This is a genomic window from Pseudomonas sp. BLCC-B112 (genome assembly GCF_028550695.1).
GTDB lineage: Bacteria > Pseudomonadota > Gammaproteobacteria > Pseudomonadales > Pseudomonadaceae > Aquipseudomonas > Aquipseudomonas danubii.
The window spans coordinates 323141-343661 of sequence record NZ_JAQQGK010000007.1; the positions used below are offsets into that span (position 1 = coordinate 323141).

A 20521-nucleotide genomic window follows, 5' to 3' on the forward strand; every position below is an offset into this window, starting at 1 on the left:
TTACACGCGGCGCTTCTTCGGCGGACGGCACCCGTTGTGCGGGATTGGCGTCACGTCGGTGATGCTGGCGATCTTGTAGCCACAGCCGTTCAAAGCGCGGACTGCGGATTCACGACCTGGACCTGGGCCCTTGACGTTAACGTCGAGGTTCTTCAGGCCATATTCCAGCGCAGCTTGACCAGCACGCTCGGCAGCTACTTGAGCAGCGAACGGGGTGGACTTGCGAGAACCGCGGAAACCCGAACCACCGGAGGTTGCCCAGGAAAGAGCGTTACCTTGACGGTCGGTAATGGTCACGATGGTGTTGTTGAAAGACGCGTGGATGTGGGCGATGCCATCAACCACTGTCTTTTTAATCTTTTTACGAGGACGAGCAGCAGGTTTTGCCATGACTAAATTCCTGTCGATTCGCTGGTGCGATTACTTGCGGATCGGCTTACGCGGACCTTTGCGAGTACGCGCGTTGGTCTTGGTACGCTGACCGCGCACTGGAAGACCACGACGATGGCGCAGACCGCGGTAGCAGCCCAGATCCATCAAGCGTTTGATTTTCATGTTGATTTCGCGACGCAGGTCACCTTCAGTGGTGAACTTCGCCACTTCGCCACGCAGCTGTTCAATTTGCTCGTCGCTCAGATCCTTGATCTTCGCAGCTGGGTTGACCCCAGTCACTGCACAGATTTTCTGCGCAGTAGTGCGACCAACACCATAGATGTAGGTCAGCGAGATAACAGTATGCTTGTTATCTGGAATGTTAACGCCTGCAATACGGGCCATTCAGTGGGACTCCAATTGACAGCTACCTACGCCCCGGAAGCCAAGAAATAGGGCGCGAGATAATATCGCTGTAATAACAAATAATCAACCCGGCAGCGCACTAGCTGCCGGGCTTGAAGCACAATCACACTCAGCCTTGGCGCTGTTTGTGACGCGGTTCCGCGCTGCAAATTACTCGAACAACACCTTCGCGGCGAATAATCTTGCAGTTACGGCACAGCTTTTTCACCGATGCACGAACTTTCATCACCAACTCCTCGAACCTTATGGATTAGCGCAGCATGCCGCTGCCGTAACCCTTCAGGTTGGCTTTCTTCATCAGGGATTCGTACTGGTGGGAAACGAGGTGCGATTGTACTTGCGACATAAAGTCCATAACAACCACGACCACGATCAGCAACGAGGTCCCGCCAAGGTAGAACGGAACGTTTGCAGCAACCACCAGGAACTGGGGCAACAGACACACGGCCGTCATATATAGAGCACCGAACATGGTCAAGCGGGTCAGAACGCCGTCAATGTAGCGCGCCGACTGCTCACCTGGACGGATGCCCGGAATAAAGGCACCGGACTTCTTCAGGTTTTCCGCTACGTCTTTCGGATTGAACATCAACGCCGTATAGAAGAAGCAGAAGAAAATAATCCCTGCACTAAACAGCAGAATATTCAACGGCTGACCAGGAGCGATCGACTGCGAGATGTCCTGCAACCAGCCCATACCTTCAGACTGACCGAACCAGGCACCCAACGAAGCCGGAAACAGCAAAATGCTGCTCGCGAAGATAGCAGGAATTACACCGGCCATATTCACTTTCAGCGGCAAGTGGCTGGTCTGCGCAGCAAAAACCTTGCGGCCCTGCTGACGCTTGGCGTAGTGAACAGCAATACGACGCTGGCCACGCTCAATGAACACCACAAAACCGATAATCGCTACTGCCAGCAAACCGATCGCAACCAAGGCGAAAATGTTGATATCACCCTGACGCGCAGACTCGAAAGACTGCCCGATCGCTCTCGGAAGACCGGCGACGATACCTGCGAAAATCAACATCGAGATACCGTTGCCAACACCACGCTCAGTAATCTGCTCACCCAGCCACATCATGAACATCGCACCAGCCACAAACGTGGATACCGCGACGAAATGGAAGCCAAAGTCACCAGTGAACGCAACGCCCTGCCCTGCCAGACCAACGGACATGCCGATGGCCTGAACCAGAGCTAGGACGACAGTGCCGTAGCGGGTGTACTGGCTGATCTTGCGACGGCCAGCTTCACCTTCCTTCTTCAACTGCTCCAACTGCGGACTGACGGCTGTCATAAGTTGCATGATGATCGAAGCCGAGATGTACGGCATGATCCCCAGTGCAAAAATGCTCATCCGCTCCAGCGCGCCGCCGGAAAACATGTTGAACAAGCTAAGAATGGTCCCCTCATTCTGTCGAAACAGGTCTGCGAGTCGGTCCGGGTTGATACCTGGAACCGGGATGTGTGCGCCTATTCGGTAGACGATAATCGCCAGGAACAGAAAACGCAGACGAGCCCAGAGTTCAGACATACCGCCTTTGCCGAGCGCAGAGAGAGCACCTTGCTTAGCCATTTATTCCTCGAACTTGCCGCCAGCTGCTTCGATAGCCGCACGCGCACCTTTGGTGGCTGCGATACCCTTGATGGTCACAGCGCGAGTAACTTCGCCGGACAGCATGATTTTCACACGCTGAACGTTCTGGTTAATCACGTTGGCATCTTTCAGGGACTGCACGGTGACGATGTCGCCTTCCACTTTGGCCAGTTCGGACAGACGCACTTCTGCGCGGTCCATGGCTTTCAGGGAAACGAAACCGAACTTCGGCAGGCGACGATGCAGCGGCTGTTGACCGCCTTCAAAGCCTGGAGCGATGGTGCCACCGGAGCGGGAAGTCTGACCTTTGTGACCACGGCCACCAGTCTTACCCAAACCACTACCGATACCACGGCCCGGACGATGCTTTTCGCGACGGGAACCCGGCGCTGGACTCAGATCATTGAGTTTCATCGATTAACCCTCGACACGCAGCATGTAGTAAGCCTTATTGATCATCCCGCGATTCTCGGGAGTATCTTGGACTTCTACAGTGTGACCGATGCGACGCAGGCCCAGACCCTTAACGCACAGTTTGTGGTTAGGGATACGGCCGGTCATGCTTTTGATCAGCGTTACTTTAACGGTAGCCATGATCAGATGATCTCCTGGACGCTTTTGCCACGCTTGGCGGCAATGGATTCAGGGGACTGCATAGCCTTCAAACCTTTGAAAGTGGCATGAACCACGTTTACTGGGTTAGTCGAGCCGTAGCACTTGGCCAGAACGTTCTGAACACCAGCAACCTCGAGGACAGCACGCATAGCGCCGCCAGCGATGATACCGGTACCTTCAGAAGCAGGCTGCATGTACACCTTGGAAGCGCCATGAGCGGACTTCATAGCGTACTGCAGAGTGGTGCCGTTCAGATCAACTTGGATCATGTTGCGGCGAGCAGCTTCCATTGCCTTCTGGATCGCAGCAGGCACTTCACGCGACTTGCCACGGCCGAAGCCAACACGGCCCTTACCATCACCAACCACGGTCAACGCGGTGAAAGTGAAGATACGGCCGCCTTTAACGGTTTTGGCTACGCGGTTAACTTGAACCAGCTTCTCGATGTAGCCTTCGTCGCGCTTTTGGTCGTTATTTGACATAACTTAGAACTCCAGCCCAGCTTCACGAGCAGCATCAGCCAGCGCCTTGACGCGGCCGTGATACTTGAAGCCAGAGCGGTCGAAAGCCACCTGCGAGACGCCAGCGGCTTTTGCACGCGTAGCGACCAGCTGGCCAACCTTAGTGGCCGCGTCGATGTTGCCAGTGGCGCCATCACGCAGTTCTTTATCCAAAGTCGAGGCACTCGCCAGGACTTTGTTGCCGTCGGCCGAAATGACCTGGGCGTAGATGTGCTGCGAAGAGCGGAACACGCAGAGACGCACGACTTCGAGTTCGTGCATTTTCAGGCGTGCTTTGCGAGCGCGACGCAGTCGAGTAACTTTTTTGTCGGTCATTTGCTATGCCCTACTTCTTCTTGGCTTCTTTACGACGGACGACTTCGTCCGCGTAGCGCACACCTTTACCTTTGTAAGGCTCTGGTGGACGGAAGTCGCGGATCTCAGCGGCCACTTGACCTACCAGCTGCTTATCGATGCCCTTGATCAGGATATCGGTCTGGCTAGGAGTCTCAGCGGTGATGCCTTCCGGCAGTTCGTAATCCACTGGATGCGAGAAGCCGAGGGCCAGGTTCAGCACTGTGCCTTTTGCTTGTGCCTTGTAACCAACACCGACCAGCTGGAGCTTACGCTCGAAGCCTTGGCTAACGCCTTGGACCATGTTGTTTACCAGAGCACGAGTGGTACCGGCCATTGCACGAGTTTGTTGGTCGCCATTGCGAGCAGCGAAACGCAGCTCACCAGCTTCCTCAACAATTTCAACGGACGAGTGAACGTTCAGTTCGAGAGTGCCCTTGGCACCCTTCACCGAAAGCTGTTGGCCGGCGAATTTAACTTCGACACCAGCTGGCAGCTTAACGGGGTTCTTAGCGACGCGAGACATGCTTATCCCCCCTTAGAACACAGTGCAAAGAACTTCGCCGCCGACACCGGCAGCGCGCGCAGCACGATCAGTCATCACACCTTTGTTGGTGGAGACGATAGACACGCCAAGACCGCCACGTACTTTCGGCAGCTCTTCAACGGACTTGTACTGACGCAGGCCTGGACGGCTAACGCGCTTCACTTCCTCGATGACCGGACGGCCTTCGAAGTATTTCAGCTCGATGGACAGCAGAGGTTTGATTTCGCTGCTGATCTGATAACCCGCGATGTAACCTTCGTCCTTCAGGACTTTTGCTACAGCCACCTTCAGCGTGGAAGACGGCATGCTTACGACGGACTTTTCAGCCATCTGGGCATTACGGATTCGAGTTAGCATGTCCGCTAACGGGTCCTGCATACTCATGGGCTAGATGCTCCTGATACAAAAAGAATTAGCCTTGCGGCTACAACTGTCGCCGAGAAATTCCGGGCAAAAAACACGGGCTCAGGCGAGCCGGTCATTCTAGACACACCCCAGAAATGAATCAAGCCCCAAAAGGGGCTTGATTCAGATTCAAGGCCACCGGTGATCGGGATCTTACGAGCCCGACCACCGCGACTTTGATAGCTATTACCAGCTGGCTTTAACCAGACCTGGTACGTCACCACGCATTGCAGCTTCACGCAACTTGTTACGGCCAAGGCCGAACTTGCGGTAAACGCCGTGCGGACGACCAGTCAAGCGGCAGCGGTTACGCATGCGCGAGGCACTTGCGTCACGTGGCTGCTTCTGCAGCGCTACGGTAGCCTCCCAACGGGCTTCTGGACTTGCGTTCAGATCCACGATGATAGCTTTCAGCGCTGCACGCTTGGTGGCGTACTTGGCAACGGTGAGCTGACGCTTCAGCTCACGGTTTTTCATGCTCTTCTTGGCCATTTTCCTACTCCAATCAGTTGCGGAACGGGAATTTGAAAGCACGCAGCAGAGCGCGGCCTTCATCATCGTTCTTGGCAGTGGTGGTCAGGGTAATGTCCAGACCGCGGAGAGCATCGATCTTGTCGTAATCGATTTCCGGGAAAATGATCTGCTCTTTCACGCCCATGCTGTAGTTACCACGACCATCGAAGGACTTGGCATTCAGGCCGCGGAAGTCGCGAACCCGAGGCAGGGAGATCGACAGCAGACGATCCAGGAACTCGTACATACGCTCACGGCGCAGAGTCACTTTGACGCCGATCGGCCATCCTTCGCGGACTTTAAAGCCAGCGATGGATTTACGAGCGTAGGTCACAACGACTTTCTGGCCGGTGATCTTTTCCAGGTCAGCAACAGCATGCTCGATGACTTTTTTGTCGCCGATAGCTTCGCCCAGACCCATGTTCAGGGTGATTTTGGTAACGCGCGGAACTTCCATCACGTTCGAAAGCTTAAGTTCTTCCTTAAGTTTCGGAGCGATTTCCTTCCGGTAAATCTCTTTTAGTCGTGCCATGGTCTTCTACCTAGCAGTGTTCAAGCATCAACCGCTTTTTGGGTCGACTTGAAGACACGAATTTTTTTGCCGTCTTCTACTTTGAAACCAACGCGGTCAGCCTTGTTGGTTTCGCCGTTGAAAATGGCGACGTTGGAAGCGTGCAGTGGCGCTTCTTTCTCGACGATACCGCCCTGTACGCCCGACATCGGGTTAGGCTTGGTATGACGCTTGACCAGGTTCAGGCCACCGACAACCAGACGGTCATCAGCCAGAACTTTAAGCACCTTACCGCGCTTACCTTTGTCTTTGCCGGCGATCACGATGATCTCGTCGTCACGACGAATCTTTTGCATGTCGGATCTCCTTACAGCACTTCTGGGGCGAGCGAGACGATCTTCATGAACTTCTCAGTACGAAGTTCACGGGTCACTGGCCCAAAGATACGGGTGCCGATCGGCTCTTGCTTGTTGTTCAACAGAACAGCAGCGTTGCCATCAAAGCGGATGATGGAGCCGTCTGCACGACGAACACCATGGCGAGTGCGGACTACTACTGCAGTCATCACTTGGCCTTTTTTCACCTTACCGCGAGGAATTGCTTCCTTGACAGTAACTTTGATGATGTCACCGATACCAGCGTAACGACGATGGGAGCCACCCAGCACCTTGATGCACATAACGCGGCGAGCGCCGCTGTTATCGGCCACATCGAGCATGGATTGAGTCTGAATCATATAATTTCTCCGACCCCTAGCCCTTAGACTTCCACAGCGCGTTCGAGAACATCAACCAGAGCCCAAGACTTGGTCTTGGCCATCGGACGAGTTTCACGAATAGTGACTTTGTCGCCGATGTGGCACTGATTGGTTTCGTCGTGCGCGTGCAGCTTAGTCGAACGCTTAACGTATTTACCGTAGATAGGGTGCTTAACGCGACGCTCGATCAGAACGGTGATGGTCTTGTCCATCTTGTCGCTGACAACACGGCCAGTCAGCGTACGGACAGTTTTTTCGGCTTCAGCCATGATTACTTACCTGCCTGCTGGTTGAGCACAGTCTTCACGCGAGCGATGTCACGCTTAACTTGCGAGAGCAGATGAGACTGCCCCAACTGGCCAGTTGCTTTCTGCATACGCAGATTGAACTGGTCGCGCAGCAGGCCGAGCAGTTGCTCGTTCAGCTGCTGTGCGGATTTTTCACGAAGTTCATTCGCTTTCATCACATCACCGTCCGCTTAACAAAGGAGGTGGCGAGCGGCAGCTTTGCAGCAGCCAGGGCGAAAGCCTCACGCGCCAGCTCTTCAGAAACACCCTCGATTTCATACAGGACTTTGCCTGGCTGAATCTGGGCAACCCAGTATTCGACGTTACCCTTACCTTTACCCATCCGAACTTCGAGTGGCTTCTTGGAAATAGGCTTGTCCGGGAATACACGGATCCAGATCTTGCCACCACGTTTTACGTGACGGGTCAGAGCACGACGCGCTGACTCGATCTGACGAGCGGTGAGACGACCACGAGCAACAGACTTCAGCGCGAACTCGCCGAAGCTGACTTTGCTACCGCGCAATGCCAGACCACGGTTGTGGCCGGTCATTTGCTTGCGGAACTTCGTACGCTTTGGTTGCAACATTTGGCGTACCCCTTACTTAGCAGCTTTTTTACGAGGCGCAGGTGCTTGCGGCTTCAGCTCTTCTTGGCGACCACCAATTACTTCGCCTTTGAAGATCCAAACCTTCACACCGATCACACCATAAGTGGTGTGAGCTTCGTAGGTGGCATAGTCGATATCGGCACGCAGGGTGTGCAGTGGCACACGACCTTCGCGATACCATTCAGTACGTGCGATTTCAGCACCGCCGAGACGACCGCTCACTTGGATTTTGATGCCTTTGGCACCAATGCGCATGGCGTTCTGTACGGCGCGCTTCATAGCACGACGGAACATTACGCGACGCTCCAGCTGCTGAGCTACGCTCTGCGCAACCAGCATACCGTCGAGCTCCGGCTTGCGGATCTCTTCGATATTGATGTGCACAGGCACACCCATTTGCTTGGTCAGGTCCTGACGCAGCTTCTCAACATCTTCACCTTTCTTGCCGATCACGATGCCGGGACGAGCGGTGTGGATGGTGATGCGTGCAGTTTGAGCCGGACGATGGATATCGATACGGCTTACGGACGCGCTTTTTAGTTTGTCTTGGAGATACTCACGCACATTCAGATCTGCGAGCAAATAGTCCGCATAAGTCCGACCGTCTGCGTACCAGACGGAGGTGTGCTCCTTGACGATTCCCAGGCGAATGCCAATGGGATGTACTTTCTGACCCATCTCTTCGACTCCGTTACTTGTCAGCAACCTTGACAGTGATATGGCAAGACCGCTTGACGATGCGATCAGCACGGCCTTTGGCACGTGGCATGATACGCTTCAGCGAACGCCCTTCGTTGACGAAAACGGTGGAGACCTTCAGGTCATCAACGTCTGCGCCTTCGTTATGCTCGGCGTTGGCTACGGCCGACTCCAGCACTTTCTTCATGATCTCGGCGGCTTTCTTACTGCTGAAAGCCAACAGGTTGAGCGCTTCGCCCACCTTCTTCCCGCGGATCTGGTCGGCGACCAAGCGGGCTTTCTGGGCGGAGATTCGAGCGCCCGACAACTTAGCGGCTACTTCCATCATTCCTTACCCCTTAACGCTTGGCTTTCTTGTCAGCCACGTGCCCGCGATATGTACGGGTACCGGCGAACTCGCCCAGTTTGTGGCCGACCATGTCTTCGTTCACGAGAACTGGAACATGTTGACGACCGTTATGCACAGCGATGGTCAGACCGACCATTTGTGGCAGGATCATGGAACGGCGCGACCAGGTCTTAACTGGTTTGCGATCGTTCTTTTCCGCCGCCACTTCGATCTTCTTCAGTAGGTGAAGATCAATAAAAGGACCTTTTTTCAGAGAACGTGGCACTGTCGTATCCCTCTATTTACTTGCGACGACGGACGATCATTTTGTCGGTACGCTTATTACCACGAGTCTTCGCGCCCTTAGTCGGGAAGCCCCATGGCGATACCGGATGACGACCACCAGAGGTACGACCTTCACCACCACCATGTGGGTGGTCAACCGGGTTCATGGCAACACCACGAACGGTTGGGCGAACGCCACGCCAGCGTTTGGCACCAGCTTTACCCAGCGAACGCAGGCTGTGCTCGGAGTTCGAGACTTCGCCCAGGGTCGCACGGCATTCAGCCAGCACTTTACGCATCTCACCAGAACGCAGACGCAGGGTCACGTAGACGCCTTCACGAGCGACCAGCTGAGCCGAAGCACCAGCCGAACGAGCGATTTGCGCGCCTTTACCTGGCTTCAGTTCGATGCCGTGTACGGTGCTACCAACTGGAATGTTGCGCAGTTGCAGAGCGTTGCCCGGCTTGATCGGTGCCAGAGCACCTGCGATCAGCTGGTCGCCAGCGCTCACACCCTTAGGGGCGATGATGTAGCGACGCTCGCCATCTGCGTACAGCAGCAGAGCGATGTGAGCAGTACGGTTTGGATCGTATTCGATACGCTCGACAGTGGCAGCGATGCCATCTTTGTCGTTGCGACGGAAGTCGACCAGACGGTAATGCTGCTTATGACCACCACCAACGTGACGAGTGGTAATGCGGCCATTGTTGTTACGACCACCAGACTTCGATTTCTTCTCGAGCAGCGGTGCGTGAGGAGCGCCTTTATGCAGCTCCTGGTTGACCACCTTGACCACAAAACGGCGGCCAGGGGAAGTCGGTTTGCATTTAACGATTGCCATGATGCACCCCTTCCTTACTCAGCACTGCTGCTGAAATCGAGATCTTGGCCTGGCTGAAGGGAGATAACTGCCTTCTTCCAGTCATTACGCTTGCCCAGACCGCGAGCGGTACGCTTACTCTTACCCAGAACGTTCAGGGTAGTAACGCGCTCCACTTTCACGCTGAACAGGCTTTCGACGGCCTTCTTGATTTCCAGCTTGGTTGCGTCAGTAGCAACCTTGAAAACGAACTGGCCTTTCTTGTCTGCCAGAACCGTAGCCTTCTCGGAAACGTGCGGGCCAAGCAGAACTTTAAATACGCGTTCCTGGTTCATCCCAGCAGCTCCTCGAATTTCTTCACGGCCGACACAGTGATCAACACTTTGTCGTATGCGATCAGACTAACTGGATCGGAACCTTGCACGTCACGAACATCAACGTGTGGCAGGTTACGAGCAGCCAGGTACAGGTTCTGATCAACAGCGTCCGACACGATCAGAACGTCGGTCAGGCTCATGTTGTTCAGTTTGCCCAGCAGATCTTTGGTTTTCGGAGTTTCAACAGCGAAATCCTGAACCACGACCAGACGATCAGTACGCACCAGCTCAGCAAGGATGGAACGCATTGCTGCGCGATACATCTTCTTGTTCAGCTTCTGGGAGTGATCCTGAGGACGAGCTGCGAAAGTGGTACCGCCGCCACGCCAGATTGGGCTACGGATAGTACCGGCACGAGCACGGCCAGTACCTTTCTGACGCCATGGGCGCTTGCCGCCACCGGAAACGTCGGAACGGGTCTTTTGCTGCTTGCTACCTTGACGGCCGCCAGCCATGTAGGCCACGACTGCTTGGTGAACCAGCGTCTCGTTGAATTCGCCGCCAAATGTCAGTTCGGAAACTTCGATCGCTTGAGCGTCATTTACATTTAATTGCATGTCAGCTTCCCCTTAACCGCGAGCCTTGGCCGCCGGACGTACAACCAGGTTGCCGCCAGTAGCGCCAGGAACAGCACCCTTGACCAACAACAGATTGCGTTCAGCGTCGACGCGCACTACTTCCAGGGACTGCACGGTCACGCGCTCAGCGCCCATATGACCGGACATTTTTTTGCCCTTGAATACACGACCAGGAGTCTGGCACTGGCCAATAGAGCCCGGGACGCGGTGGGAAACGGAGTTACCGTGGGTGTTATCTTGACCGCGGAAATTCCAACGCTTGATGGTACCGGCGAAGCCTTTACCTTTCGACTGACCGGTAACATCTACCAGTTGGCCAGCTGCGAAGATTTCTGCATTGATCAGATCGCCAGCTTGGTACTCGCCTTCTTCAAGACGGAATTCCCAAACGCCACGACCGGCAGCAACGTTCGCTTTAGCGAAGTGACCTGCTTGAGCAGCAGTCACGCGCGAAGCACGACGCTCACCTACAGTGACTTGCACTGCACGATAGCCATCGGTTTCTTCAGTTTTGAACTGGGTGACGCGATTCGGCTCGATCTCAATGACCGTGACCGGAATGGAGACACCTTCTTCGGTGAAAATACGGGTCATACCGCATTTACGACCGACTACACCAATAGTCATGTTGTAAACCTCATGAGTGTACGGGGCTTTCACCCGCTATGGCCGCCCATTTCAGAGCGTTACACGACTAAGACCGAGTCTTAGCCGAGGCTGATCTGCACTTCCACACCTGCCGCAAGATCAAGCTTCATAAGAGCATCAACGGTTTTATCCGTTGGCTGGACGATGTCCAGTACGCGCTTATGAGTACGGATCTCGTACTGGTCACGCGCGTCTTTGTTGACGTGCGGGGAGACCAGAACGGTGAACCGCTCTTTACGGGTAGGCAGTGGAATTGGACCACGCACTTGAGCACCAGTACGTTTCGCGGTTTCCACGATTTCCTGGGTGGATTGGTCGATCAGGCGATGGTCGAAAGCCTTCAACCTGATACGGATTTGCTGATTTTGCATTGGATTTCAGACTCCAGGCTGCTATTCCCACCGGGCGCAATACGCCCGTTAAAAGGAGGCGCAATTCTATAGACGGCCCCACAGAGTGTCAACCCAATAAAAAAGCCCCCGCAAGCGGGGGCTTCTTCATGAGTCGTCGATTACTCGATAACTTTGGCTACGACGCCGGCGCCGACGGTACGACCGCCTTCACGGATAGCGAAACGCAGACCATCTTCCATCGCGATGGTTTTGATCAGAGTGACAGTCATCTGGATGTTGTCACCTGGCATTACCATTTCAACGCCTTCTGGCAGCTCGCAGTTACCGGTCACGTCAGTAGTACGGAAGTAGAACTGTGGACGGTAGCCTTTGAAGAACGGAGTATGACGGCCGCCTTCTTCTTTGCTCAGAACATAAACTTCAGCGGTGAACTTGGTGTGCGGCTTAACGGTGCCTGGCTTAACCAGAACCTGACCACGCTCAACGTCGTCACGCTTGGTACCACGCAGCAGAACGCCGCAGTTCTCGCCAGCACGACCTTCGTCGAGCAGCTTGCGGAACATTTCAACGCCGGTGCAGGTAGTCTTCTGAGTATCGCGCAGACCAACGATCTCAACTTCTTCCTGGATGCGAACGATGCCACGCTCAACACGGCCAGTTACCACGGTGCCACGACCGGAGATCGAGAATACGTCTTCGATTGGCATCAGGAACGGCTTGTCGATTGCACGCTCTGGCTCTGGGATGTAAGTATCCAGAGTTTCTACCAGACGCTTAACAGCGGTGGTACCCATTTCGTTGTCGTCTTGGCCGTTCAGGGCCATCAGAGCCGAACCGATGATGATCGGAGTGTCGTCACCTGGGAAGTCGTAAGTGCTCAGCAGGTCGCGCACTTCCATCTCAACCAGTTCCAGCAGCTCAGCGTCGTCAACCATGTCAGCCTTGTTCAGGAAGACAACGATGTACGGAACGCCTACCTGACGGGACAGCAGGATGTGCTCACGAGTTTGTGGCATCGGACCATCGGCAGCCGAGCAAACCAGGATCGCGCCGTCCATCTGGGCAGCACCGGTGATCATGTTTTTGACGTAGTCGGCGTGACCTGGGCAGTCAACGTGCGCGTAGTGACGAATGTGCGAATCGTACTCTACGTGTGCAGTGTTGATGGTGATACCACGAGCTTTTTCTTCTGGAGCGCTGTCGATCTTGTCGAAGTCAACACGAGCCGAACCGAAAACTTCGGAGCAAACGCGAGTCAGAGCAGCAGTCAGAGTGGTTTTACCGTGGTCAACGTGACCGATAGTGCCAACGTTGACGTGCGGTTTGTTACGTTCAAATTTTTCTTTAGCCACGACAATTAACTCCTAGCCTAAAGGGGAGACTGAATCAGCCTTGTTTTTTAACGAGAGCTTCGACGATGTTCGACGGAGCTTCGGCGTATTTGGAGAATTCCATGGAGTAGCTCGCGCGACCCTGAGACATGGAACGAACGTCAGTTGCATAACCGAACATTTCACCCAGTGGAACTTCAGCACGGATAACCTTGCCGGACACCGAGTCATCCATACCCTGAATCAGACCACGACGACGGTTCAGGTCACCCATCACGTCACCCATGTAGTCCTCTGGGGTTACTACTTCAACCTTCATGATCGGCTCGAGCACAACGCCGCCACCCTTCTGGGCCAGCTGCTTGGTCGCCATGGAGGCCGCCACCTTGAACGCCATCTCGTTGGAGTCGACGTCGTGGTAGGAACCATCGAACACGGTAGCCTTCAGGCCGATCAGCGGATAACCGGCAACGACGCCGTTCTTCATCTGCTCTTCGATACCCTTCTGGATAGCCGGGATGTATTCCTTAGGAACCACACCACCAACAACTTCGTTGGTGAAGACCAGACCTTCGGTGATGTTGCCGTTCGCATCGACGTCCGGCTCCGAGAAACGGATCCAGCAGTGACCGAACTGACCGCGACCGCCGGATTGACGAACGAACTTGCCTTCGATCTCGACGTTGCTCTTGCTGATCTTCTCGCGGTACGAAACCTGCGGCTTGCCGATGTTGGCTTCGACGTTGAACTCGCGCTTCATGCGATCAACGAGGATGTCCAGGTGCAGCTCACCCATACCGGAAATGATGGTCTGACCGGTCTCTTCGTCGGTCTTGACGCGGAACGACGGGTCTTCCTGAGCCAGCTTACCCAGTGCAATACCCATCTTTTCCTGGTCCTGCTTGGTTTTCGGCTCTACCGCTACCGAAATCACAGGCTCAGGGAAGTCCATACGCTCAAGAATGATCTGCTTGTCGAGATCGCACAGAGTGTCACCAGTGGTGACGTCCTTCATGCCGATCAGGGCAGCGATATCGCCTGCACGTACTTCCTTGATCTCCTCACGCTGGTTGGCGTGCATCTGCACCATACGACCAACGCGCTCTTTCTTGCCCTTGACCGAGTTGATCACGGAGTCGCCCGAGCTCAGGAAGCCCGAGTAAACGCGCACGAAAGTCAGAGTACCAACGAACGGGTCGGTAGCGATCTTGAATGCCAGAGCCGAGAACGGTTCAGAATCGTCAGCGTGACGCTCGTCGTAATCAGCCTCTACCAGCTCATCCTTCGGCTTCTCGATGAGATCCGGATGGATACCTTTGATCGCCGGGATCTCGGTAGGAGCAGGCAGGAAGTCGATGACGGCGTCGAGAACCAGGGGAACACCCTTGTTCTTGAACGAAGAGCCGCAGACTGCCGGAACGATTTCGCTAGCCAGGGTGCGCGCACGCAGACCAGCCTTGATCTCTTCGACAGTCAAGTCACCTTCTTCAAGGTACTTGTTCATCAACTCTTCGTTGGCTTCAGCAGCAGCTTCAACCATGTTGGAGCGCCACTCGTTAGCCAGGTCCAGCATATCGGCAGGAATTTCTTCCTCGCGATAGGTAGTACCCTTGTCGTCGTCGTTCCAGTAGATAGCCTTCATCTTGATCAGATCAACCTGACCTTCGAAGTTATCTTCAGCGCCGATAGCCAGCTGAACCGGAACCGGGGTGTGACCCAGGCGGTTTTTGATCTGACCAACAACGCGCAGGAAGTTAGCGCCGGCACGGTCCATCTTGTTCACGTAAACAACACGTGGAACGCCGTACTTGTTGGCTTGACGCCATACGGTTTCAGACTGTGGCTCAACACCGGAAGTACCGCAGAACACAACGACCGCGCCGTCGAGTACGCGCAGCGAACGCTCTACTTCGATGGTGAAGTCTACGTGGCCAGGGGTATCGATAACGTTTACACGATAGTTATCGTATTGGCCGCGCGAACCTTTCCAGAAGGTAGTTACAGCAGCGGAGGTAATGGTAATACCCCGCTCCTGCTCCTGCACCATCCAGTCGGTGGTAGCAGCGCCGTCATGCACCTCACCCATCTTATGGCTGAGACCTGTGTAAAACAGGATCCGCTCGGTAGTGGTAGTCTTGCCCGCGTCAACGTGGGCACAGATACCGATGTTACGGTAGCGGTTGATTGCTGTAGTACGAGCCATAAAGCCCTCGCAAAATGAATGATGCTGAGATTAGAAGCGGTAGTGCGAGAAAGCCTTGTTGGCTTCAGCCATACGGTGAACGTCTTCACGCTTCTTAACTGCAGCACCTTTGCCTTCGGCAGCGTCCAGCAGTTCGCCAGCCAAACGCAGAGCCATAGACTTCTCGCCGCGCTTGCGGGCGAAGTCTACCAACCAGCGCATTGCCAGAGCGTTACGACGGGACGGACGAACTTCGACCGGAACCTGGTAAGTAGCACCGCCTACACGGCGCGACTTCACTTCGACCAGCGGAGCGATGGCGTCGAGAGCTTTCTCGAAGATTTCCAGGGGATCGCTGTTCTTGCGCTCTTTAACTTTTTCCAGCGCGCCATAAACGATACGCTCGGCAACGGCTTTCTTACCGCTTTCCATTACGTGGTTCATGAACTTGGCGAGGATCTGGCTTCCGTATTTCGGATCGTCCAGAATCTCACGTTTGGCTGCTACGCGACGTCTTGGCATTGATAAGCCCTCAAACGGTCTTCAGGTTAGCTCGGGACAGTTGATCCAATGGACGCGTGCCCGACCTTACTCTTATCGACTCAATATAATTAAAAACTGCAAAACGGCCGATTACTTCGGACGCTTGGTACCGTACTTCGAACGACCTTGGTTACGACCTTTAACGCCGGAGGTATCCAGGGAGCCGCGAACGGTGTGGTAACGAACACCTGGCAAGTCTTTTACACGGCCGCCACGAATCAGTACGACGCTGTGTTCTTGCAGGTTGTGGCCTTCACCACCGATGTACGAGGAAACCTCGAAACCGTTGGTCAGACGCACACGGCATACTTTACGCAGTGCCGAGTTAGGTTTTTTCGGCGTAGTGGTATACACGCGAGTGCACACGCCACGACGTTGCGGGCAGTTCTGCAGCGCAGGTACGTCGGATTTCTCGACGATACGCTTACGCGGCTGACGTACCAGCTGGTTGATAGTTGCCATCTACTAGCTCCACTGTTGTCTTTCGACATAAACAAAATGGCAGAGCACAAGCTCCACCAAATTTAGGGGTACAAGAGTCTAAAGAGGATCTTGCCCCCAGTCAAGGCAAGGCCCCGGGCTCCCCGATCAGCGAACCTCGACAAAAAGTGTCTCGATTCTCAGTCGGAAAAACCGGGGCCCCATCTCAATCTATTGCAGACCTCAGTTACCGCTGGAGTTCAGCGCTTCAGTCAGTGCTGCTTCGACTTCACTCGCGCTTACGCGCAGAGGCTTGTCTGCATCACGACGACGCTTGCGCTCGCTGTGGTAAGCCAGGCCGGTACCGGCCGGGATCAGACGACCCACAACCACGTTTTCCTTCAGGCCGCGCAGGTAGTCACGCTTGCCGGTCACTGCCGCTTCGGTCAGTACACGAGTGGTCTCTTGGAAAGAGGCCGCCGAGATGAACGACTCAGTGGACAAGGACGCCTTAGTAATACCCAGCAATACGCGGGTGAACTTGGAGATGAACTTGTCTTCAGCGCTCAGACGCTCGTTTTCTACCAGTACGTGAGTCAGTTCCATCTGGTCGCCCTTGATGAAGCTGGAGTCGCCAGACTCGGCAATCTCAACCTTACGCAACATCTGACGCAGGATGGTCTCGATGTGCTTGTCGTTGATCTTCACGCCTTGCAGACGGTAAACGTCCTGGATCTCGTTGACGATGTACTTGGCCAGCGCGCTCACACCCAGCAGACGCAGGATGTCGTGCGGATCGCTCGGACCGTCGGAGATAACTTCGCCGCGGTTCACTTGTTCGCCTTCGAAGACGTTCAGGTGACGCCACTTCGGAATCAGCTCCTCATACGGATCGCTACCGTCGTTCGGGGTAATGACCAGGCGGCGCTTGCCTTTGGTCTCTTTACCGAACGCGATGGTGCCGCTGACTTCAGCCAGAATCGAGGCCTCTTTCGGACGACGAGCTTCGAACAAGTCGGCAACACGCGGCAGACCACCGGTGATGTCACGGGTCTTCGAAGTCTCTTGCGGAATACGAGCGATAACATCACCGATCGCAATCTGCGCACCGTCAGCAACACCTACAAGTGCGTTAGCCGGCAAGAAGTACTGGGCCGGTACGTCAGTACCTGGCAGCAGCAGATCCTTGCCATCCATACCCACCATCTTCACGGCTGGACGAATGTCCTTACCGGCAGCTGGACGGTCTTTGACGTCAAGTACTTCAATGTTGGTCATACCGGTCAATTCGTCAGTCTGACGCTTGATCGTGATGCCTTCTTCCATGCCCACGTAGGTCACGGTACCTTTCATTTCGGTAACGATTGGGTGAGTGTGCGGATCCCACTTGGCCACGATGGCACCAGCGTCGACCTTATCGCCTTCCTTCACCGAAATCACAGCACCGTAAGGCAGCTTGTAGCGCTCGCGCTCACGACCGAAGTCGTCGGCAATTGCCAGCTCGCCAGAACGGGATACAGCTACCAGGTGACCGTCAACACGCTCAACATGCTTCAGGTTATGCAGACGGACGGTACCGCCATTCTTCACCTGTACGCTGTCCGCTGCCGAGGTCCGGCTTGCCGCACCACCGATGTGGAACGTACGCATGGTCAGCTGGGTACCCGGCTCACCGATGGACTGGGCAGCAATTACGCCTACCGCTTCACCAATGTTCACCAGGTGGCCGCGAGCCAAGTCACGACCGTAGCACTTGGCACAGATGCCGTAGCGGGTTTCGCAACTGATCGGCGAACGCACGATCACTTCGTCGATGCTGTTCAGCTCGATGAACTCAACCCACTTCTCGTCTACCAGAGTGCCAGCAGGAACGATGACGTCCTCGGTACCTGGCTTGAATACGTCACGGGCGATAACACGACCCAATACGCGCTCACCCAGCGGCTCTACAACGTCACCGCCTTCAATGTGCGGAGTCATCAGCAGGCCGTGTTCGGTGCCGCAATCGATCTCGGTTACAACCAGATCCTGCGCCACGTCTACCAGACGACGAGTCAGGTAACCGGAGTTCGCAGTTTTCAACGCGGTATCCGCCAGACCTTTACGAGCACCGTGAGTCGAGATGAAGTACTGGAGTACGCTCAGACCTTCACGGAAGTTCGCAGTAATCGGCGTTTCGATGATGGAGCCGTCCGGCTTGGCCATCAGACCACGCATACCGGCCAGCTGGCGGATCTGTGCAGCGGAACCCCGCGCACCCGAGTCAGCCATCATGTACATCGAGTTGAACGATTCTTGCTCGACTTCGTCGCCATTGCGGTCGATGACTTTCTCTTTCGAGAGGTTGGCCATCATCGCCTTGGATACTTCGTCGTTGGCTTTCGACCAAAGGTCGATCACCTTGTTGTACTTCTCGCCCTGGGTTACCAGGCCGGAGGCGTACTGGCTCTCGATTTCTTTCACTTCGTCGGTGGCAGCACCGATGATGCGGGCTTTTTCATCCGGGATAACGAAGTCGTTAACACCGATGGAAACGCCGGAAATGGTCGAGTAAGCGAAACCGGTGTACATCAACTGGTCAGCGAAGATCACGGTCTCTTTCAGACCTACCACGCGGTAGCACTGGTTGATCAGCTTGGAGATCGCCTTCTTCTTCATCGGCAGGTTGACGACGTCGAACGACAGACCTTTCGGCACAACCTGGAACAGCAGCGCACGGCCGACAGTGGTGTCGACAATACGGGTAGCGCTGACGCTGCCGCCATCACGATCGTTAACGGTTTCGTTGATACGAACCTTGATCTTGGCGTGCAGAGCTGCTTCGCCGGCGCGGAATACGCGGTCGACTTCCTGCAGGTCGGCGAACACACGACCTTCGCCCTTGGCGTTGATCGCTTCACGGGTCATGTAATACAGACCCAATACAACGTCCTGCGACGGAACGATGATTGGCTCACCGTTGGCTGGCGACAGAATGTTGTTGGTCGACATCATCAACGCACGCGCTTCCAGCTGGGCTTCCAGCGTCAGCGGCACGTGCACGGCCATTTGGTCGCCGTCGAAGTCGGCGTTGTACGCAGCACAGACCAGAGGGTGCAGCTGGATAGCCTTACCTTCGATCAGTACCGGTTCAAACGCCTGGATACCCAGACGGTGAAGGGTCGGTGCACGGTTGAGCAGCACGGGGTGTTCGCGAATCACTTCTGCGAGAACGTCCCAAACTTCCGGCAGCTCGCGCTCGACCATCTTCTTGGCGGCTTTGATGGTGGTAGCGAGACCACGCATTTCCAGCTTGCCGAAAATGAACGGCTTGAACAGCTCGAGAGCCATCTTCTTCGGCAGACCGCACTGGTGCAGACGCAGGGTCGGGCCTACGGTAATTACCGAACGACCGGAGTAGTCAACACGCTTACCGAGCAAGTTCTGACGGAAACGACCTTGTTTACCCTTGATCATGTCAGCCAGGGATTTCAGAGGACGCTTGTTGGAGCCGGTAATAGCGCGGCCACGACGACCGTTGTCGAGCAAAGCGTCGACAGCTTCCTGCAACATACGCTTTTCGTTGCGCACGATGATGTCCGGAGCGGACAGATCAAGCAGGCGCTTCAAGCGGTTGTTACGGTTGATCACTCGACGATACAGGTCGTTGAGGTCGGAAGTCGCAAAGCGACCGCCATCCAGCGGAACCAGTGGACGCAGATCTGGCGGCAGAACCGGCAGAACGGTCAACACCATCCACTCTGGCAGGTTGCCGGAGCCCTGGAAGGCTTCCATCAACTTCAGACGCTTGGACAGCTTCTTGATCTTGGTTTCCGAGTTGGTTTGCGGAATCTCTTCACGCAGACGGCCAATCTCGTGCTCCAGGTCGATAGCGTGCAGCAGCTCGCGGACAGCCTCGGCACCCATCCGGGCGTCGAAGTCATCACCGAACTCTTCCAGCGCTTCGAAGTACTGCTCGTCGTTCAGCAGCTGACCCTTTTCCAGGGTGGTCATACCTGGATCGATAACAACGTAGCTCTCGAAGTAGAGAACGCGCTCGATATCACGCAGGGTCATGTCCATCAGCAGGCCGATACGGGACGGCAGCGACTTCAGGAACCAGATGTGGGCAACCGGCGAAGCCAGTTCGATGTGCGCCATGCGCTCACGACGAACCTTGGCCAGTGCAACTTCAACGCCGCACTTCTCGCAGATCACGCCGCGATGCTTCAAGCGCTTGTACTTACCGCACAGGCACTCGTAATCCTTTACCGGGCCAAAGATCTTGGCGCAGAACAGGCCGTCACGCTCAGGCTTGAACGTACGGTAGTTGATGGTTTCCGGCTTTTTAACTTCGCCGAACGACCAAGAACGGATCATCTCAGGCGAGGCCAATCCAATACGGATGGCGTCGAACTCTTCGACTTGACCCTGGTTTTTCAGCAAATTCAGTAGGTCTTTCAAGGCCTTTCCTCCTGGC

The 20521-nt window shown here is 55.1% G+C and carries 30 protein-coding genes; all 30 read right to left on the minus strand.

The annotated features are described in order from the left end of the window. The 30 genes from rpsK to rpoC all read right to left on the minus strand — a co-directional run bounded on the left by rpsK (position 1) and on the right by rpoC (position 20505). Complete coding sequence (rpsK, locus tag PQT43_RS20680; RefSeq protein ID WP_007924177.1) at positions 1–390, minus strand: 30S ribosomal protein S11; 390 nt, start codon at positions 388–390, stop codon at positions 1–3. 30 nt (positions 391–420) lie between these two features. Then, entirely contained in the window at positions 421–777 is a 357-nt protein-coding gene (gene rpsM, locus PQT43_RS20685; RefSeq protein WP_003186020.1) for a 30S ribosomal protein S13, read from the minus strand. Between the two features lie 130 nt (positions 778–907). Beyond that, positions 908–1024 (minus strand): 50S ribosomal protein L36, encoded by a 117-nt coding sequence (gene rpmJ / locus PQT43_RS20690; RefSeq protein WP_002555468.1) that lies wholly within the window; start codon positions 1022–1024, stop codon positions 908–910. A 24-nt stretch (positions 1025–1048) separates the two neighbouring features. Further along, positions 1049–2377, minus strand: coding sequence for a preprotein translocase subunit SecY (gene secY, locus PQT43_RS20695; protein ID WP_007924182.1), 1329 nt, complete (start codon positions 2375–2377; stop codon positions 1049–1051). Then, on the minus strand, positions 2378–2812 hold the full coding sequence (gene rplO / locus PQT43_RS20700) for a 50S ribosomal protein L15 (RefSeq protein ID WP_007924183.1): 435 nt from the start codon (positions 2810–2812) through the stop codon (positions 2378–2380). A gap of 3 nt (positions 2813–2815) precedes the next feature. Next, entirely contained in the window at positions 2816–2992 is a 177-nt protein-coding gene (rpmD, locus tag PQT43_RS20705; RefSeq protein WP_003176408.1) for a 50S ribosomal protein L30, read from the minus strand. A gap of 2 nt (positions 2993–2994) precedes the next feature. After that, on the minus strand, positions 2995–3495 hold the full coding sequence (gene rpsE / locus PQT43_RS20710; RefSeq protein ID WP_007924184.1) for a 30S ribosomal protein S5: 501 nt from the start codon (positions 3493–3495) through the stop codon (positions 2995–2997). 3 nt (positions 3496–3498) lie between these two features. Then, entirely contained in the window at positions 3499–3849 is a 351-nt protein-coding gene (gene rplR, locus PQT43_RS20715) for a 50S ribosomal protein L18 (RefSeq protein ID WP_003186037.1), read from the minus strand. 10 nt (positions 3850–3859) lie between these two features. After that, positions 3860–4393 carry a 50S ribosomal protein L6 gene (gene rplF, locus PQT43_RS20720; protein WP_025129400.1) on the minus strand — a complete coding sequence of 178 codons (534 nt, stop codon included), beginning with the start codon at positions 4391–4393 and terminating at the stop codon, positions 3860–3862. Between the two features lie 12 nt (positions 4394–4405). After that, positions 4406–4798: a 30S ribosomal protein S8 gene (gene rpsH, locus PQT43_RS20725; RefSeq protein WP_011063773.1), complete on the minus strand. Its 393-nt coding sequence runs from the start codon at positions 4796–4798 to the stop codon at positions 4406–4408. 207 nt (positions 4799–5005) lie between these two features. Beyond that, complete coding sequence (gene rpsN, locus PQT43_RS20730) at positions 5006–5311, minus strand: 30S ribosomal protein S14 (protein WP_003228726.1); 306 nt, start codon at positions 5309–5311, stop codon at positions 5006–5008. A gap of 13 nt (positions 5312–5324) precedes the next feature. Next, the gene (gene rplE, locus PQT43_RS20735; protein WP_003210069.1) at positions 5325–5864 is read right to left on the minus strand and encodes a 50S ribosomal protein L5; all 540 of its coding nucleotides are present in this window, start codon (positions 5862–5864) and stop codon (positions 5325–5327) included. Positions 5865–5884: 20 nt separating this feature from the next. Further along, a complete protein-coding gene (gene rplX, locus PQT43_RS20740; RefSeq protein ID WP_007896770.1) occupies positions 5885–6199 on the minus strand; it encodes a 50S ribosomal protein L24 in 315 nt (104 codons plus the stop codon). Positions 6200–6210: 11 nt separating this feature from the next. Next, positions 6211–6579 carry a 50S ribosomal protein L14 gene (rplN, locus tag PQT43_RS20745; protein ID WP_002555479.1) on the minus strand — a complete coding sequence of 123 codons (369 nt, stop codon included), beginning with the start codon at positions 6577–6579 and terminating at the stop codon, positions 6211–6213. A 23-nt stretch (positions 6580–6602) separates the two neighbouring features. Then, positions 6603–6869 carry a 30S ribosomal protein S17 gene (gene rpsQ / locus PQT43_RS20750; RefSeq protein ID WP_003194644.1) on the minus strand — a complete coding sequence of 89 codons (267 nt, stop codon included), beginning with the start codon at positions 6867–6869 and terminating at the stop codon, positions 6603–6605. Between the two features lie 2 nt (positions 6870–6871). Beyond that, positions 6872–7063 (minus strand): 50S ribosomal protein L29, encoded by a 192-nt coding sequence (rpmC, locus tag PQT43_RS20755; RefSeq protein ID WP_002555481.1) that lies wholly within the window; start codon positions 7061–7063, stop codon positions 6872–6874. After that, the gene (gene rplP, locus PQT43_RS20760) at positions 7063–7476 is read right to left on the minus strand and encodes a 50S ribosomal protein L16 (RefSeq protein WP_003228729.1); all 414 of its coding nucleotides are present in this window, start codon (positions 7474–7476) and stop codon (positions 7063–7065) included. Before rplP ends, rpmC begins: the two co-directional genes overlap by 1 nt. A 12-nt stretch (positions 7477–7488) precedes the next feature. Continuing rightward, positions 7489–8175, minus strand: coding sequence for a 30S ribosomal protein S3 (gene rpsC, locus PQT43_RS20765; RefSeq protein ID WP_007924192.1), 687 nt, complete (start codon positions 8173–8175; stop codon positions 7489–7491). A 13-nt stretch (positions 8176–8188) separates the two neighbouring features. Next, the gene (rplV, locus tag PQT43_RS20770) at positions 8189–8521 is read right to left on the minus strand and encodes a 50S ribosomal protein L22 (protein WP_003103908.1); all 333 of its coding nucleotides are present in this window, start codon (positions 8519–8521) and stop codon (positions 8189–8191) included. Between the two features lie 13 nt (positions 8522–8534). After that, positions 8535–8810: a 30S ribosomal protein S19 gene (gene rpsS, locus PQT43_RS20775; RefSeq protein ID WP_002555486.1), complete on the minus strand. Its 276-nt coding sequence runs from the start codon at positions 8808–8810 to the stop codon at positions 8535–8537. Between the two features lie 16 nt (positions 8811–8826). Then, positions 8827–9651, minus strand: coding sequence for a 50S ribosomal protein L2 (rplB, locus tag PQT43_RS20780; RefSeq protein ID WP_011063775.1), 825 nt, complete (start codon positions 9649–9651; stop codon positions 8827–8829). A 14-nt stretch (positions 9652–9665) separates the two neighbouring features. Continuing rightward, positions 9666–9965 carry a 50S ribosomal protein L23 gene (gene rplW / locus PQT43_RS20785; RefSeq protein ID WP_002555488.1) on the minus strand — a complete coding sequence of 100 codons (300 nt, stop codon included), beginning with the start codon at positions 9963–9965 and terminating at the stop codon, positions 9666–9668. After that, entirely contained in the window at positions 9962–10564 is a 603-nt protein-coding gene (rplD, locus tag PQT43_RS20790; RefSeq protein ID WP_007924200.1) for a 50S ribosomal protein L4, read from the minus strand. Before rplD ends, rplW begins: the two co-directional genes overlap by 4 nt. A 12-nt stretch (positions 10565–10576) precedes the next feature. Further along, positions 10577–11212, minus strand: a complete 636-nt coding sequence (gene rplC / locus PQT43_RS20795) for a 50S ribosomal protein L3 (RefSeq protein WP_007924205.1) — start codon at positions 11210–11212, stop codon at positions 10577–10579. An 80-nt stretch (positions 11213–11292) separates the two neighbouring features. Next, positions 11293–11604 (minus strand): 30S ribosomal protein S10, encoded by a 312-nt coding sequence (rpsJ, locus tag PQT43_RS20800; protein WP_003186070.1) that lies wholly within the window; start codon positions 11602–11604, stop codon positions 11293–11295. A gap of 140 nt (positions 11605–11744) precedes the next feature. Further along, complete coding sequence (gene tuf / locus PQT43_RS20805) at positions 11745–12938, minus strand: elongation factor Tu (RefSeq protein ID WP_060841339.1); 1194 nt, start codon at positions 12936–12938, stop codon at positions 11745–11747. A 34-nt stretch (positions 12939–12972) separates the two neighbouring features. After that, the gene (fusA, locus tag PQT43_RS20810) at positions 12973–15120 is read right to left on the minus strand and encodes an elongation factor G (protein ID WP_267268995.1); all 2148 of its coding nucleotides are present in this window, start codon (positions 15118–15120) and stop codon (positions 12973–12975) included. Between the two features lie 30 nt (positions 15121–15150). Next, the gene (gene rpsG, locus PQT43_RS20815; protein WP_007925959.1) at positions 15151–15621 is read right to left on the minus strand and encodes a 30S ribosomal protein S7; all 471 of its coding nucleotides are present in this window, start codon (positions 15619–15621) and stop codon (positions 15151–15153) included. A gap of 111 nt (positions 15622–15732) precedes the next feature. Then, positions 15733–16104: a 30S ribosomal protein S12 gene (gene rpsL, locus PQT43_RS20820; RefSeq protein WP_003186084.1), complete on the minus strand. Its 372-nt coding sequence runs from the start codon at positions 16102–16104 to the stop codon at positions 15733–15735. Positions 16105–16305: 201 nt separating this feature from the next. Beyond that, positions 16306–20505: a DNA-directed RNA polymerase subunit beta' gene (gene rpoC, locus PQT43_RS20825; protein ID WP_102865259.1), complete on the minus strand. Its 4200-nt coding sequence runs from the start codon at positions 20503–20505 to the stop codon at positions 16306–16308. Positions 20506–20521 lie beyond the last annotated feature (16 nt).

Coding starts and splice junctions, on each gene's coding strand:
- rpsK (WP_007924177.1), bottom strand. CDS start 390: ATGGCAAAACCTGCTGCTCGTCCTCGTAAAAAGATTAAAAAGACAGTG.
- rpsM (WP_003186020.1), bottom strand. CDS start 777: ATGGCCCGTATTGCAGGCGTTAACATTCCAGATAACAAGCATACTGTT.
- rpmJ (WP_002555468.1), bottom strand. CDS start 1,024: ATGAAAGTTCGTGCATCGGTGAAAAAGCTGTGCCGTAACTGCAAGATT.
- secY (WP_007924182.1), bottom strand. CDS start 2,377: ATGGCTAAGCAAGGTGCTCTCTCTGCGCTCGGCAAAGGCGGTATGTCT.
- rplO (WP_007924183.1), bottom strand. CDS start 2,812: ATGAAACTCAATGATCTGAGTCCAGCGCCGGGTTCCCGTCGCGAAAAG.
- rpmD (WP_003176408.1), bottom strand. CDS start 2,992: ATGGCTACCGTTAAAGTAACGCTGATCAAAAGCATGACCGGCCGTATC.
- rpsE (WP_007924184.1), bottom strand. CDS start 3,495: ATGTCAAATAACGACCAAAAGCGCGACGAAGGCTACATCGAGAAGCTG.
- rplR (WP_003186037.1), bottom strand. CDS start 3,849: ATGACCGACAAAAAAGTTACTCGACTGCGTCGCGCTCGCAAAGCACGC.
- rplF (WP_025129400.1), bottom strand. CDS start 4,393: ATGTCTCGCGTCGCTAAGAACCCCGTTAAGCTGCCAGCTGGTGTCGAA.
- rpsH (WP_011063773.1), bottom strand. CDS start 4,798: ATGAGTATGCAGGACCCGTTAGCGGACATGCTAACTCGAATCCGTAAT.
- rpsN (WP_003228726.1), bottom strand. CDS start 5,311: ATGGCCAAGAAGAGCATGAAAAACCGTGAGCTGAAGCGTCAGCTCACC.
- rplE (WP_003210069.1), bottom strand. CDS start 5,864: ATGGCACGACTAAAAGAGATTTACCGGAAGGAAATCGCTCCGAAACTT.
- rplX (WP_007896770.1), bottom strand. CDS start 6,199: ATGCAAAAGATTCGTCGTGACGACGAGATCATCGTGATCGCCGGCAAA.
- rplN (WP_002555479.1), bottom strand. CDS start 6,579: ATGATTCAGACTCAATCCATGCTCGATGTGGCCGATAACAGCGGCGCT.
- rpsQ (WP_003194644.1), bottom strand. CDS start 6,869: ATGGCTGAAGCCGAAAAAACTGTCCGTACGCTGACTGGCCGTGTTGTC.
- rpmC (WP_002555481.1), bottom strand. CDS start 7,063: ATGAAAGCGAATGAACTTCGTGAAAAATCCGCACAGCAGCTGAACGAG.
- rplP (WP_003228729.1), bottom strand. CDS start 7,476: ATGTTGCAACCAAAGCGTACGAAGTTCCGCAAGCAAATGACCGGCCAC.
- rpsC (WP_007924192.1), bottom strand. CDS start 8,175: ATGGGTCAGAAAGTACATCCCATTGGCATTCGCCTGGGAATCGTCAAG.
- rplV (WP_003103908.1), bottom strand. CDS start 8,521: ATGGAAGTAGCCGCTAAGTTGTCGGGCGCTCGAATCTCCGCCCAGAAA.
- rplB (WP_011063775.1), bottom strand. CDS start 9,651: ATGGCAATCGTTAAATGCAAACCGACTTCCCCTGGCCGCCGTTTTGTG.
- rplW (WP_002555488.1), bottom strand. CDS start 9,965: ATGAACCAGGAACGCGTATTTAAAGTTCTGCTTGGCCCGCACGTTTCC.
- rplD (WP_007924200.1), bottom strand. CDS start 10,564: ATGCAATTAAATGTAAATGACGCTCAAGCGATCGAAGTTTCCGAACTG.
- rplC (WP_007924205.1), bottom strand. CDS start 11,212: ATGACTATTGGTGTAGTCGGTCGTAAATGCGGTATGACCCGTATTTTC.
- rpsJ (WP_003186070.1), bottom strand. CDS start 11,604: ATGCAAAATCAGCAAATCCGTATCAGGTTGAAGGCTTTCGACCATCGC.
- fusA (WP_267268995.1), bottom strand. CDS start 15,120: ATGGCTCGTACTACAGCAATCAACCGCTACCGTAACATCGGTATCTGT.
- rpsG (WP_007925959.1), bottom strand. CDS start 15,621: ATGCCAAGACGTCGCGTAGCAGCCAAACGTGAGATTCTGGACGATCCG.
- rpsL (WP_003186084.1), bottom strand. CDS start 16,104: ATGGCAACTATCAACCAGCTGGTACGTCAGCCGCGTAAGCGTATCGTC.